The sequence below is a fragment of the Streptomyces sp. NPDC033178 genome (genome assembly GCF_055577685.1).
The window spans coordinates 90962-105446 of sequence record NZ_JBVIPT010000025.1 but is presented as its reverse complement, the minus strand read 5'-3'; the positions used below and the strand labels follow the sequence as shown (position 1 = coordinate 105446).

The following is a 14485-nucleotide window of genomic DNA, read 5'->3' as shown; positions in this document are numbered from 1 at the left end:
TCCCTTGGCTCAGTGGTCGCATGCCCATGCTGCCTGGGCCGTCGCCTCCTCCGCCTGCGTGCGCAATGCACGTACCGCCTGGGCGGGGTCGGCCGCCCCGTACACCGCCGAACCGGCGACGAAGACGTCGGCGCCCGCCTCGGCGCAACGCTCGATGGTGGAGGCCGAGACCCCGCCGTCGACCTGCAGCCACAGCTCAAGACCGTGCTTGTTGATCAACTCGCGGGTGCGGCGGATCTTCGGCAGCATGATGTCGAGAAAAGCCTGGCCTCCGAAGCCCGGCTCGACGGTCATGATCAGCAACATGTCGAGCTCGGGGAGCAGATCCTCGTACGGCTCGATGGGAGTCGCGGGCCGCAGGGCCATGGAGGCCCGGGCGCCCTTGGCCCGGATCTCGCGGGCGAGCCGCACGGGTGCGGCGGCCGCCTCGACATGGAAGGTGACGGAACCGGCACCCGCTTCTACGTACTGCGGCGCCCATCGATCGGCGTCCTCGATCATCAGATGGCAGTCCAGCGGCGTGTCCGTAGCACGCGCCAGAGACTCTACGACCGGCACACCCAGCGTGAGGTTCGGGACGAAATGGTTGTCCATCACGTCGACATGGAGCCAGTCAGCCCCTTCCACCGCCTTTGCCTCCTCGGCAAGGCGGGCGAAGTCGGCGGACAGGATGCTGGGGTTGATCTGCGCGGCCATGCGTTAAGCCTGCCATGCCCGGCGCCGGTTGTTCTCCCCGGTCGTCGAGGTCTCCGCGGTCCTCGTACCGAACCGGTCGGTATATACCAATCCTGCCGAGGGACTGCACCTGCCTTGCGGCCCGTGCCATCCTTGTCGGCCCACCAGCTCCACACGCGGCTACGGGGGTCGCCATGACGGACGCACAGGGGAAGCAGGGACGCGGGATCGGCTGGCTGGTGTGCGGCCGACGCAGCAAATGGATCGTGGTCGGACTGTGGCTGGTGCTGCTGTTCCTGACCGCGCCCTTCGCCTCGAAACTCACCGACGCGCAGGACAACGACGCGGCGTCCTGGCTGCCCGGATCCGCCGAGTCCACCCAAGTCCTGGAGATTTCCGAGGACTTCAGGCCGGAACAGATCCCCGCGGTGGTCGTGTACGCCCGCGAGAGCGGCCTGACGGCCGAGGAACGGGCGGAGATCGCCGAGGACGCGCGCCAGATCAAGGAGCTGCGTGCGCACGGCATCCTCGGGGCGGAGACCCGGGGCCCGGTCTTCGACCGGCAGACCGATCCGCGTGCGGCCCAGATCCTCGTCCCCATCAGGATGGACGAGAAGGGCTGGGAGGAGATCTCGCCCGCCGTCGACTCGATCCGTGACGTGACCGGCAAGGGCGGCGACGGGCTCGCCGTCCATGTGACGGGCCCGGGCGGTACGTCCGCGGACTTCTCCGAGGCCTTCGAGGGCATCGACTCCACACTGCTGTTCTCGGCGATGGCCGTCGTCATCGTGATGCTGCTGCTGACCTATCGCAGTCCCACCCTGCTGCTGGTCCCGCTGCTCGGCGTGGTCGCCGCACTGTTCACCGCGCAGGCGGTGATCTACTTCCTCGCCGAGCACGCGGGCCTGACCGTCAACGGCCAGAGCGCGGGCATTCTCACCGTCCTCGTCTTCGGCGCGGGGACCGACTACGCCCTGCTCCTGGTGGCCCGCTACCGGGAGGAACTGCGCCGCCACGAGGACCGCCACGAGGCGATGGCGCTCGCCCTGCACCGGGCGGGCCCGGCGGTGCTCGCGTCCGGCGCGACCGTCGTGCTGAGCATGCTGGTGCTGCTCGCCGCCGAGATGAACTCGACGCGCGGCCTCGGACCGGTCGCGGCCATCGGCGTCGCCGTGGCACTGGCCGCGATGATGACCCTCTTCCCCGCCCTGCTGGTGATCTTCGGCCGCTGGATCTTCTGGCCGGTGATCCCGCACTTCGGCTCGGCCGATCCGACCGAGCGCGGTGTCTGGGCGCGGATGGGCAACCGCATCACCCACCGCCCGCGGCTGATCTGGGGCGTCACGGCGGCGGCGCTCGCGCTGCTCTCGCTGGGCCTGATCCAGCTGCGCGCGGAGGGCATCAGCAACGCCGACGCCTTCACCGGCAAACCCGACTCGATCGTCGGCCAGGAGGTGTCCGCGCGTTACTTCCCCGCGGGCAGCGGCGATCCGCTCGTCATCGTCAGCGACCGCGCCCAGGCCGAGGAGGTCGGCCAGGCGGTCGCGGCCACCCGCGGTGTCGTACCGGAATCCCTCGGCCTGCCACCGGGCACGAAACCCGAGTTCGAGGGCAAGGTCCTCTTCGAGGCCACCATCACCGCCCCCGCGGACAGCGAGGCCGCGAAACAGACGGTGGAGCGGGTGCGGGACGCCGTGCACGAAGTACCCGACGCCGACGCGCAGGTGGGCGGCGGCACGGCCTCACTGCTCGACATGGACAAGGCGACGACCCACGACAACATCCTGATCATCCCGTTGGTGCTCATCGTGGTCCTGCTGATCCTGTGCGCCGTGCTCCGCGCCCTGATCGCCCCGCTGCTGCTGATCGGCACGGTGGTGCTGTCCTTCGCCGCGGCGCTGGGGATCAGTGCGCTCGCGTTCCGCCACATCTTCGACTACGCGGGCGAGTCGACGGACTTCCCCCTGTTCGTCTTCGTGTTCCTGGTCGCCCTGGGTATCGACTACAACATCTTCCTGACCACCCGCATCCGCGAGGAGGCAGGACGCCAGAGCACCCGCAAGGGCGTGGTGACGGGCCTGGCCACCACCGGCGCGGTCATCACCTCGGCGGGCCTGGTCCTCGCCGGAACCTTCGCCGCCCTCGGCACGCTCCCCATGGTCGCCTTCGCCGAGATCGGCTTCGCGGTCGCGCTGGGCGTACTGCTCGACACGTTCATCGTGCGCTCGGTGCTCGTGCCGTCCCTGTTCCTGGACGTCGGCCCGAAGGTGTGGTGGCCGCACCGGCTGGCCCACGAGGACGGGGGCACGGCGGGTCCGCCGACAGCCACCGGATCCGGGACCGGGACCGGGCCTCCGGAACCGGCATCGAAGCCGGGAGGCACACCGGAGTAGACCGGCCTGTCGGTGTCCGGCCTGTCAGTGTCCGGCCTGTCGGTGTCAGTGGCTCAAGGGCCGCGCCCCGCCCGGCAGCTGGGGCTCAGGCGGTCCGGCGGATGAGCGCCAGATACATGGCGTCCGTCCCGTGCAGATGCGGCCACAGCTGTACGTCGGGACCGTCGCCCAGCACCGGTACGCCCGGGAAGAGCGGGCGGGCGTCGAGGAGTTCGGCCGAGCCGCCGTGCTGCTTGAGCACATCGTCGACCACGGCCCGGGTCTCCGCGAGGTGCGGTGAGCAGGTGGCATACCCGACGACACCGCCGACCCGCACCGAGTCGATCGCCGTACGCAGCAGTCCGCGCTGCAACGGCGCGAATCCGTCCAGGTCGTCGGGGCGCCGCCGCCAGCGGGCCTCGGGACGACGACGCAGTGCGCCCAGCCCTGTGCAGGGCACGTCCATCAGTACGCGGTCGAACGTGCCCGGACGCCACGGCGGCCGTGTCCCGTCGGCGGCGATGACCTGGTAGGGCCCCGGGTTCCCGGCGAGCGCCTTGGCGACGAGGCCGGCCCGGTGCGGTTGCTTCTCGGAGGCGAGCAGCAGGGCCCCGCGCTCCGCGGCGAGGCCGGCGAGCATGGCCGCCTTGCCGCCGGGTCCGGCACAGCCGTCGAGCCATGCCTTGTCCGGTCCGTCGAGGGGCGCGTTGGCGAGGGCGAGCGCCACGAGCTGGCTGCCCTCGTCCTGCACGCCCGCACGCCCTTCGCGTACGGCGTCGATGGCGCCCGGTTCGCCGCCCTCGGACAGCCGCACGGCGTACGGCGACCAGCGTCCCGGAAGTGCGTTCTCGTCCCCGAGCGCGCCGAGGATCTCATCGGCGGTGGAGCGCCCCGGGCGGGCCACGAGGGTCACCTCGGGCCTCTCGTTGTCGGCTTCGAGGAGATCCTCGATCCCCGCACGCCCGCCCCCCAGTGAGTCCCACAACGCCGAGACGACCCATCGTGGATGCGAGTGCACCACGGCGAGATGGTCCTCGGGGTCATCGTCGTAGGGCGGCGCGACCAGCTCCAGCCAGCCGTCGAGATCGCGCTGCGCGATCTTCCGCAGCACGGCGTTGACGAACTTCGCCCGCCCGTCCCCGAGCACGACCCTCGCCAGCTCGACCGACGCGGACACGGCGGCGTGCGTCGGGATCCGCGTCCCGAGCAACTGATGCGCACCGAGGCTCAGCACATCCAGCACCGGCGGGTCGACCTCGCGGAGCGGCCGGTCGACACACGCGGAGATGACCGCGTCGTACGTCCCCTGCCGCCTCAGCGTCCCGTACACCAGCTCCGTGGCCAGCGCCGCGTCCCGCCCGTCGAAGTCGCCCTTCTCCCGCGCCTTCCGCAGCAGCGGCGGCAACACGAGATTCGCATACGCGTCCCTCTCGTCCACCGCCCGCAACGCGTCGAAGGCAAGCATCCGCACGGGGTCCTTCTTGGGACGACGGTACGGCTTGCCCTGCTGCCGGGGCCGACGGGACTGCTCGTTCACGTAAAAGGTGCTCCGGATCGTGGAAGAGGTACGGGTCCAGCGTACGTCGCGGGAACGGTCGTGCTCCTTCTCAGGGCACGCGTGCATGCACGGGGGACGGACGGCTCGTGCTTCAGGGGCGCGGGGAACGACGCACCTTTGGGGACGCGGGGAACGACGCACCTCTGGGGCGCGGGGAACTGCGCACCTTTGGGGGCGCGGGGAACTGCGCATCTTTCAGGGGCGCGGGGAACTGCGCGACCAGCCCCACCGGGCCGGCACCCGACAGCCCACCCGTCCCGCGCACCCACTCGCGCCGAGCCGCCCGTCGGAGACGAACCCTCAGCCCCCCACCACCTCGTCACCCCCGATGCGAACCCCCCGCGCCCAATCCGCCGCCCGCATCGGCTTCTTCCCCTGAGCCTGCACCCACAGCAACTCAACGGCACACGACCCGGTCCCCACGTACACATTGTTCTTGCCGACGCCCAACGCCCCCGGCGCAAGATCCGTCCGCTCGGGAGCAAGCGCAACCTGGATCAACTTGAGCCGCTCCCCCCGGAACACGGTCCACGCCCCCGGCGCGGGCGTACACCCGCGTACGATCCGGTCGACGCGAAGCGCGGGCGCGGCCCAGTCCACATGCGCGTCCTCGACGCTGATCTTCGGAGCCAGCGTGACGCCGTCCCCCGGCTGCGGCACGGCCTTCAGCGTGCCGTCCTCGATCCCGTCCATGGTCGCGGCAAGCAGCCCCGCTCCCGCGAAGGCGAGCCGCGTGAGCAGATCCCCGCTGGTGTCGGTGGGCCGCACCTCCTCGGTGACGGTCCCGTAGACGGGCCCGGAGTCGAGCCCCTCCTCGATGAGGAAGGTGGAGGCTCCGGTGATCTCGTCCCCGGCCATGACCGCGTGCTGCACGGGCGCCGCCCCACGCCAGGCGGGCAGCAGGGAGAAGTGCAGATTGACCCAGCCCTGGGCGGGGATGTCGAGCGCGACCCGCGGCAGCAACGCACCGTAGGCCACCACGGGGCAGCAGTCCGGCGCGATCTCCCGCAGCCGCGCGAGAAACGCCTCGTCCCGCGGCTTCACCGGCTTCAGCACCTCGATGCCGGCCTCCTCCGCACGCTCGGCGACAGGGCTCGCGACAAGCCTCCGCCCCCGCCCCGCCGGCGCGTCGGGCCGGGTGACGACGGCGGCCACCTCATGCCGCCCGGAGGCGATCAGGGCGTCCAGAGCGGGTACGGCGACCTCGGGGGTACCGGCGAAGACGAGCTTCATGGGTGGCAGTCGGCCTCTCGGGCGAGTTCATGACGGGCAGCACACCAGTCTATGGGGCGACGCGGACCGTGCGAGCGGTGCGGGCAGTTCGGGCGGGACCCACCCGTCGCGAGGCGAAGACGAAGACGAAGGCGAAGGCGAAGGCCGAGGCGAGCGCACGCCCAGCCGCCGGGGGCGTACGCATATGCCCCCACGCCCCATAAGCGTGACTACTCACCCTCAAACGCGTTGGTCAAGAAAGAGTTGACCAAAACGGGCCGCACTCGCGGCCCGGTCCTTTTCAACGCCGGTTCGAGAGGCTTGTTCATGGCCGACCACGCAACCCACGACGCCCAGGCTCGGGCCAGCCTGCACTTGCTGGTGCGGGACATCGAGCGGGTCCGCCGGCAGGTGGACGCACTGCGCACGCTGACAGCCCAGCTGGGCAACGTCTACCGCCCGCGCCGCTCCGGCCCGTCCACGGGCTTCGTCGTCTACGGGCGGGCCCCCGCCCCGACCGTCCGTCTCGCCCAGGAGCTGCGGGACAGCGTCGAGACCCTGGTCACCGCCGCCGTGGACTTCGACCGCTCACTGGGCTTCTCGTGGGACGCGGTGGGCTCGGCGCTCGGGGTCACCAAACAGGCGGTGCACCGCCGTTACGGCGCCCGCCGGGCCGCTGCCCAGGCCGCCGCCGAGGCCGAGCGCGCCACGGAACCGTCGGGTTCCTCCCGCACGGTCGCCGTCAACACCGGCCTTCCCACGGTCCCCGCGGCCCGTTCCATGCCGATGCCGATGCCCACCCAGCCGACATCGGGCAGCCCCACGCTCCGCGAGGACATCATCAGGCCGAGCGCCTTCCCGGGCCCGCGCAACGGCTGACGCCCCACCCACCTGTCTGCCCCCGACCAAGCTCGGGGGCAGACCCGTATCCCCGCCCGAACACCCGCCGACACCCGACCGCCCTCACCGAACCCGGCACGGCACGGCACGGCACGGCACGGCAACGGCAACGGCAACGGCAACGGCAACGGCAACGGCAACGGCAACGGCGCGGACGGTCACCCGATATCCGGCGGGTCGATCCGAATCCGCACCACGTCACTCCCCCCGCCGCCCCCACTGCCACCGCTCCCCCCACGCGCCATCCGAGCCGCCTGAGCGTTCTTCAACGCGGAGGCCAACGCGGCCCCCTTCCCCGGCGGCACCCTGATCAGCGCCCGCTCCCACGGCTCGCCCACCGATGGTGCCCCCGCACGCCGTGGCCGCCCGGGGTCCGCCGGAGGCACCGGCACGGGCCCCAACACCTCGGCCTCACGCGGCAGTTCGACCGTGGCCATGAAACCGGCGAGCGCCTCCGCCGTCCCGGACACGGCAGCCATCCGCGACACGGGCGGAAAGCCCAGCTCGGCGCGCTCGGCCAGCTCACGGACGGCGTGCCCCACCGGATCCCACCGCACCAGCGCCTGCACGGGCCGCAGCGTCGGCTCGGCGACGACCACCACGGTCCCGCCGTCCCGCTGCCCCCGCACCAGCGCCGCCGCCCCGATCCACCGCCGCAACGCGTCCTCGCCGGCCCGCAGATCGGGCCGCCCCAGCATCGCCCAGCCGTCGAGCAGCAGCGCAGCCGCGTACCCGCCCTCGGCCACGGGCTCAGCGCCCGGGGTGCTGACGACCAGCGCGGGTGCGCCCGGCACCGTGTCCAGGACCTGCTCGCGCCCCGACGTACGCACGGGGACCGCCGGAAAGGCCCGCCCGAGCTCCTCGGCGGTCCGCCGCGCCCCCACGACCTGCGCCCGCAGCCGGAACCCACCGCACTCGGGACAACGCCACTCCGTTTCGTCCCGACCGCACCACCCGCACCGCAGCCCGCCGGCGTCCTGCCCCTCCAACGGCCCGGCACAGTGCCGGCACCGAGCCGCCGCCCGGCACTGCGCACAGGCCATCCGCGGCACATAGCCACGCCGCGGCACCTGCACCAGCACCGGCCCCTGCGTCAGCCCCTCCCGTACGACCCGCCAGGCGAGGGTGGGCAGCCGTGCGGCGCGCGCCGCCTCGTCGCGCGCGAGATCCCCGTCCCCCACGGTCCGTACGAGCGGAGCCGCCCCCCGCACCTGCTCCCGCTCGGCGACGATCGGAGCGGCCCAGCCGCTCTCCACGAGTTGGGCGGCCTCGACGGTGCAGCTCCAACTTCCCAGCAGGAACGCGCACTTGTCGTGCGCGGCTCGCAGCAACAGCACCTCCCGCGCATGCGGCTGGGGGGCGTGCAGCTCGCTGTGGCTGCCGTCCCCGTCGTCCCACATGGCGACAAGCCCCAGATCCCGCACGGGCGCGAACATGGCGGCCCTGGTCCCCACAACAGCCCGTACGGACCCACGTCGCACCGCGAGCCACTGCCGGTACCGCTTCTCGGGGCCGGCCTCGGCGGTGAGCACGGCATGCTGCCCCTCGCCCAGCACGGAGGTCAGCGCGGCGTCGACCCGGCTGACGGCCCGTCCGTCCGGCACGACGACGAGCGCGCCGCGGCCCGAGGCGAGCGTCGCCCCCACGGCCCGCGCCAGCTCCTCGGCCCAGCCGGGCCCCGGCAGCGCGTTCCACACGGCCCGGGGCGTCCCGCCGCCCGCGAGTGACTCGACAAAGGCGGCCCCCCGCGAGTACCGCGCCCAGGACCCGACCTCCGGCGCCTCGGGAACCGGCAGCGGCTCGGGGGACGGCTTCTGTTCGGCTCTGGCGTTGCGCGGTGGTACGGCCAGCTGGAGCACATCGGCCAGACTCCCCGCGTACCGATCGGCGACGGCCCGGGCGAGCCCCAGCAACTCCTCGCTCAACACGGGCTCGGGCGAGACGACTTGAGCGAGCGCGGCCAGCGGCCCGGAGTAGTCGGACTCGGCCAGCCGCTCGATCAGGAACCCGTCGATCAGCCCCCCGCCCTCGCGCCGCCCCTCCCGCACGCGATGCCGCCCGGCCCCGAAGCGCACCCGCACCCGCACCCCGGGCTGCGCCTCGGCGTCGAGCTCTTCGGGCACGGCATAGTCGAAGTACCGATCGAGATGCAGCACGCCCTTGTCGACGAGCACCCGCGCCACGGGCAGCTCCTTGGCGACCGCGGCCCCCCGCCAGGTCCGCGGCTTGGCCCGCGGCGCCTTTCGTACGGCATCCCGAATCAACGCAAGCTGCTCGGGCGGGGCACCCTCTGCCCCACCTTCCCCACGCCCATCCGCGCTGCTCACAGCAACATTCCTACCAGACCCAACTGACACCACTGCGCGCCCGAGATCCCCTCCGCCACCGGCCCGCACCTCGCCGGAAATCACCGCCGGGCGAACACACAAGTCCGCCCCACCAGCCATTTCCACCCTCGATCTGGACTCCACGGCGAGCTGACGTTGGAGCCGGCCTCCGGCCCGGTATCAGAACTGGAAACGGGAAACTCCGTCCCTCACCTTGCTCGTGTCACCGTGCGCGGCAGACGCTGATGCGCAACGACGGGCCAGACAGGGGGGACCTCGGCATGAGGAGATTCACATGCTTGAGCAGCCGCACGTGTTCGGGCCCGAGCTGCGTCGATGTCGGCTGGCCGCTGGGCTGACCCTGACACAGCTCGCGTCGTCGGTGCACTACAGCAAGAGCCAGATCAGCAAGATCGAGACGGGGCACAAGCGGGCCAGCTCCGAGTTCGCGCGGCTGTGCGACAGCGCGCTCGACACGGGCGGCACCCTGTCCGCGCTCGTCCCCGCCTCCGGCCCCAGCGCTCGTTCTTCGTCCCTCGACCAGGCAGGAGCCATGTCACCGACAGCCGAACCGGAACAGCCGCCCGTCTTATCCCTGTGGCCGCCGCCCTCCCGCCGACAGATGATGACCGCAGGCGCCGCGGGCGTCCTCACCGTGGGCACGATGGGTCACTCGCCCTTACCCCCAGAAGTCGTGTCCTCGGACGAGACTCTGTTGAGCGCCCATTGCGGCCTGCTCGACCAGTACCGCCGCATCGCGCAGTTGTCACCGCCGGACCCCCTCCTCCCGGCCCTCGCGGAACACACGAAGGCTCTCCGCACGCTGGCCGCCCAGACCGGCTCTCGCACCGGCACCGACCTGCTCGCCCTTTCCGCCCGCTTCGCGGAGTTCTCCGGCTGGATGGCGCAGGAAGCGGGAGACGAGGTAGCGGCCCTACGCTGGACCAACCACGCCGTGGCCCTGGCCGACGCATCCGGCGACCACGACCTTGCCTCGTACGCCCTCGTACGCCGCGCCCTGATCACCTACTACCGAGGCGAGTCCGCCGACACCATCGCCCTGGCCGACGGCGCACTGAGCCATCGGCTCCCACCCCGCATCCGAGGCCTGGCAGCCCAGCGCAGGGCTCAGGGCTACGCTCTGGCGGGCGACTACGACGCCTGCATGCGGGACCTCGACCTGGCTCGCGAGCTCATCGTTCGCGCCGCCGCGGACGCCGTCCCGACAGCACTCGTCCCCGTCCTCGGCCCGACGCACCTCACCGACCCGGTCTCCATGGTCACCGGCTGGTGCCTCCTGGATCTGGGAAGGCCCCGCGAGGCCGCCGACCTCCTCGACCGCGAATGCGCCCGCCTACCGGCCCACGCCCTCCGCACCCAGGCCCGCTACGGCACCCGCCGAGCCCTCGCTCACGCCATCGCGGGCGAATTGGACCATGCCTGCGCACTCACAGCCGGACTTCTCACCACGACGGCCTCCATGGCGTCAGCAACGATCACCACGGACCTCCGCCGCCTCTCCCGCACGCTCTCCCGCCACCCGCGCCACCCCGCACACCAGGCCCTCGCCCCACGACTCGCGGCCGCACTCGCCCCCCGTGCCCACTGACCGATGTGTCGCCACTCCCAGCCCAGAAGGGTCACTTAGTCATGCCTGATGTCTTCATCAACTACCGGACCGGTGACAGTGAGCAGGCTGCCGCAACCATCGAGGGCGCCCTGTCCACGCGGTTCGGCACGGACCGGATCTACCGCGCCAGCAAGTCGATCCAGCCAGGCGCACTCTTCGACGAGGACCTCATCCACAGCGTGCGCCGCAGCGGCGTGCTCCTCGCGCTCATCGGTCCGGCGTGGGTTGATCATCCGGCCCTGGGCCGCGAGGGCGACTGGGTACGCAAGGAGATCCAGGAGGCGCTCCTGTGCGAAATACGGGTCGTGCCTGTTCTGATCGGCCGGAGGACCGAACGTCCGGCCAAGGACCAACTCCCCAAGTCGTTGGCCCGGCTCGCGGACTGCCAAACACTTCGGTACGACAACCAGAACAACGAGTACGACCTCAAGCAGATCGGCGACACCCTGGCCACGCTCGTGCCAGAACTCACCGTGGTCGACAACCAGACACCGGCCGAACCCAACTCCGGCGCCGTGCACAACACCGCCCACGACGTCCACGGGACGTCCGTCCAGTCGGGGACCGTGAACGGCGATATCAACAACGTCAGGGGCGCGCACGGCACCGTGCACATCGGCCCCAGCAGTCGGACCGTGCGCCAGACCGGCGCCGGCGCCAACTACGTCGAAGGCAACAACGAGAACGGCATTCACCAGAACTTCGGGGCCGTACCTCAGGATGCGGACGACGAGCAGTGAGCGAAAGTTTCAGGGACCTGTACCTGACCGTCCTCGGAGCAACGCAGCAATCCCTCCTGAAACCCTCTGCCGCTGTCCCGCGCCGGGTCGCCGAGGATCAGCTCATACGGCTGCAGAGGCAGTTCGCCCGACCGGACGGCATCAACGCCGCATACGACGTACTGGCGGCGGAGCACACCGTTCTCCTGCACGGCGAACCGGGCAGCGGCAGGAGCTCGGCGGCCCGAGTTCTGCTGCGTGAACTCCCGCCGGGCAGAGGGATGTACCACGAACTCGCCCCCGACCAGCCCAAAGGAAATACTGCGTGGCTCTCCGCCGATCTCATCGGTGAGGAGGACCGCATGCTCCTGGATCTGTCTGCGACGGATGCCGCCGCGTGGAACGCCGTCCACGAGGAGCTTTCAGGTTTCCGACATGAGCTGTTGCGGAAGGGCGCCTTTCTCGTAGTCGTGCTGCCGCACCGGTTCGAGGACCGGCCGTTCACCGACTTCGTCCACAGGACGATCGGCCGCCCCAACGCTTGGGAGGCCGTTGTCCGCCGCCTGCGTCTCAATGGTCTGGAGGACACGATCTGGCAAGACCATCGGGACGTGCTGCATGACCATCTCGACGCGCTTCCGCCAATGCGCGAGGTGGCTCATCTCACCGACCTGATCCTGACGGCTCGTGCCTTCGACCATGAAGAGGGCACATTCGCGGACTGGTGCGAGGCCGCCGTCGCGGCACTGACCGACCGGGACAAGCAGGTGGCAGACCTGCTCCCGACGCTGGAGGAGGGCGAGCAACGTGCATTGCTCCTCACGGCGGCCATGCTGGACGGCGCCCGGGCCGAGGCCGTGCACCGCGCGACGAGGGTCCTTATGGAGAAGGTGGGTTCGGAGCAGGACGCTCGCCCCCTCCTTGAGCGCAGCGGTCTCTCGCACCGTCTGTCGAACGTTCACGCCACGATGGGCACCGACACCTGTGTGCGTTTCCCTGAACTCGGCTTCGCCCAGGCCACCCGCCATCACTTCTGGATCAATCTCCCTGATGTACGAGCTCCCATGGGCGAGTGGCTCGGCAACGTCCTGAAGCTCCGTGAGCTGACGGAGACAGACCGCGAACGGCTGGTGGTCCGCTTCACGGAGCTGTGTCTGAGCACGGGCGACACCGAGGATCTCGCCTCGTTCGTCATTGATTGGACCCGGGACGGCGCCTCCCGCGCGACGGAGGTGCAAGCTGCCGCTCATCTGCTCGGAAAGGCCGTCGAGAGCGAGGAGTTCGGCAGCTACTTCCGCAGACTGACACGCGAATGGAGTGCCAACCGTCCCACAAGAAACCTCCGCGAGGTGTTGGTGGAGGTCTGCGAGAAGGTGATGTCGATCCACCACCCTGATGCCGCGCTCGTACGGCTTCACCATCTCGCCCGGAACGAACCGCAGCCCGGCATGGCCCGCGAGGCGCTGTTGAGCTTTGTGAGCCAGGACAGCAGGCTCCAGCGACGTCTGCTCTGGCGGCTGGCTACCTCCCAGCCGTCTCACCATCGACCGGACGCCGATCTGTTCCTCGCCTTCTCGGACCTGCCGGACGACTTCCTCCTCGTGTCGGCCACCCGGGAATGGCTCACAGCCTGCTGGCGGATGGCCTTCGACCTGCACACTCCCGAGCGCTGGGCTCCCTGCGCCCGGCACTGGCTGGCAACGGCCGACGCGGTCGGCGACGGCGACCTCTCCAGCGCGGCCCTGGACATCCTGGTCGATGCCTCCGCGTCCCGCTATCCGGTGCTCAGTCGCATCTACGCCGACGCACGACGAACCGTCTCACCCGCGCTGTCCGCCCATCTGCTGCGGACCATCAACAGGGCGCAGACCGCGCACTTCTCTCGGCAGTCGCCCAATCTGGAGGTATCCCCCTCATGAGTTCCGGCCAGAAGACGGTTTCGCTCTTCCTCAGCCTGATCTGCGCGCTGCTCATCCTCATCCTCGGGCTATATCTGGGCTGGCCCGTGTGGGCGTGGGGCAGTGCCGTCGTCGTTCAGCTCGCCGCGTGGTCGACGATCTCCGTCGTCACGGCCCGTGCGCGCCAACGGGATCCGTTCCCACCCGGCACCCTGCCCGAGCGTCCCGCGCCACCCGTCGTCGAACGACGTGAGCTGCATGTGACCCGTGTTCCGCTGCCCAGCAAGCTGCCCGACTACGACTTTCTCTTCTCCGCGCGAGTGCGTTGGTGTCCTGTGGACCCCGTGTCGGGCGACCAGCTGATCAATCCGGGGGCGTTGGCTGTGGAGGCCGTCCTCGCCCGCGCCCGCGCCGTCACGACGGTCCTCGCCCCCTTCAGGAGTTCACTGGTCCAGCACGAGCTCAACGGGACGTTGGGTGTGATGGAGCCGGACCGCGACAGCCACGTCCAAGCGATGGCCCTCGACGTGGTTCTCTCCCTCTCCGACGAGGACCAGTCGCGACTCGACCGGCTGGCGGCCATACGCAAGGACGAAGCCGTGTGGGAACACCAACGCAGGTACGAGCAGAACAAGCGCGAGTATCTCGGAGACGACGTGCTGACGAGCACGGGCAGCGCGGTCGTGTGGTGGCTGGCGAAGAACGACGACCACGTGGAGAAGACCGTGCAGGACATCGGCCTCCTGGCCAGGCTCTCATCGGCAGCGAACAACACCGAGGTCGACGAGCCGTTCCGGTATCTGGTTCCGGAGGCCTTCCCACCGGAACCTGTCGAACATCCGCTTCCGGAGCCGGAGATGCCGGTCTTCGAGAACCGTGTGCCGTCCGCAGCGGACGTGTTCGCCGACTTCTTCCGGCGGGTGGGGTTCCGTCCAGGGGAGGACGAAGGAGCACTGATCGCCGACCAGGTCGCGATGGCGATCGCGTCCCGGGATGCAGTGGCCGCGGAGGAGATACGCCGGCGTTTCGGGCAGGCAGCGATGCCTTACACCAATGGCGCCAAGCCCGCCTCGGTGGGAGACAACGGCGACGTCTGACGCGGGGGGGGGGGGGGGGGGGGGGGGGGGGGGGGGGGGGGGGGGGGGGGAGGGGAGGGGGAGGAGAGGGAGAGAGGAAAGACCGACGACATCCAAT

10 protein-coding genes are annotated in these 14485 nt (G+C 70.7%); 6 read left to right on the top strand and 4 right to left on the bottom strand.

Annotated features, from left to right (window positions below; translation table 11 throughout):
* Positions 1-9: 9 nt before the first annotated feature.
* A complete protein-coding gene (gene rpe, locus ACZ5VQ_RS43225; RefSeq protein WP_143635342.1) occupies positions 10-696 on the bottom strand; it encodes a ribulose-phosphate 3-epimerase in 687 nt (228 codons plus the stop codon).
* A 173-nt stretch (positions 697-869) separates the two neighbouring features.
* Here rpe and ACZ5VQ_RS43220 point away from each other — a divergent pair, with 173 nt between their 5' ends.
* Entirely contained in the window at positions 870-3068 is a 2199-nt protein-coding gene (locus ACZ5VQ_RS43220; RefSeq protein ID WP_469109800.1) for an MMPL family transporter, read from the top strand.
* Positions 3069-3153: 85 nt separating this feature from the next.
* Here the strand turns inward: ACZ5VQ_RS43220 and ACZ5VQ_RS43215 are convergent, their stop codons facing one another.
* Together ACZ5VQ_RS43215 and fmt are read right to left on the bottom strand one after the other, a co-directional pair.
* Positions 3154-4584, bottom strand: a complete 1431-nt coding sequence (locus ACZ5VQ_RS43215) for an RsmB/NOP family class I SAM-dependent RNA methyltransferase (protein ID WP_469109799.1) — start codon at positions 4582-4584, stop codon at positions 3154-3156.
* A 321-nt stretch (positions 4585-4905) separates the two neighbouring features.
* Positions 4906-5838 carry a methionyl-tRNA formyltransferase gene (fmt, locus tag ACZ5VQ_RS43210; RefSeq protein ID WP_469109798.1) on the bottom strand — a complete coding sequence of 311 codons (933 nt, stop codon included), beginning with the start codon at positions 5836-5838 and terminating at the stop codon, positions 4906-4908.
* Between the two features lie 306 nt (positions 5839-6144).
* Here fmt and ACZ5VQ_RS43205 point away from each other — a divergent pair, with 306 nt between their 5' ends.
* Complete coding sequence (locus ACZ5VQ_RS43205; RefSeq protein WP_362084479.1) at positions 6145-6696, top strand: hypothetical protein; 552 nt, start codon at positions 6145-6147, stop codon at positions 6694-6696.
* 179 nt (positions 6697-6875) lie between these two features.
* Here ACZ5VQ_RS43205 and ACZ5VQ_RS43200 read toward each other — a convergent pair whose 3' ends face one another.
* Positions 6876-9044 carry a primosomal protein N' gene (locus tag ACZ5VQ_RS43200; RefSeq protein ID WP_469109797.1) on the bottom strand — a complete coding sequence of 723 codons (2169 nt, stop codon included), beginning with the start codon at positions 9042-9044 and terminating at the stop codon, positions 6876-6878.
* Between the two features lie 295 nt (positions 9045-9339).
* On the opposite strand from ACZ5VQ_RS43200, the gene ACZ5VQ_RS43195 reads away from it, so the two are divergent.
* The 4 genes from ACZ5VQ_RS43195 to ACZ5VQ_RS43180 are packed head-to-tail and all read left to right on the top strand — an operon-like array spanning position 9340 to position 14388.
* The gene (locus ACZ5VQ_RS43195) at positions 9340-10653 is read left to right on the top strand and encodes a helix-turn-helix domain-containing protein (RefSeq protein ID WP_469109796.1); all 1314 of its coding nucleotides are present in this window, start codon (positions 9340-9342) and stop codon (positions 10651-10653) included.
* Between the two features lie 41 nt (positions 10654-10694).
* Positions 10695-11414, top strand: coding sequence for a toll/interleukin-1 receptor domain-containing protein (locus ACZ5VQ_RS43190; protein WP_469109795.1), 720 nt, complete (start codon positions 10695-10697; stop codon positions 11412-11414).
* Complete coding sequence (locus ACZ5VQ_RS43185; protein ID WP_469109794.1) at positions 11411-13312, top strand: hypothetical protein; 1902 nt, start codon at positions 11411-11413, stop codon at positions 13310-13312. The genes ACZ5VQ_RS43190 and ACZ5VQ_RS43185 overlap by 4 nt, the downstream gene beginning before the upstream one ends.
* Entirely contained in the window at positions 13309-14388 is a 1080-nt protein-coding gene (locus ACZ5VQ_RS43180; protein WP_469109793.1) for a hypothetical protein, read from the top strand. Before ACZ5VQ_RS43185 ends, ACZ5VQ_RS43180 begins: the two co-directional genes overlap by 4 nt.
* Positions 14389-14485: the final 97 nt, after the last annotated feature.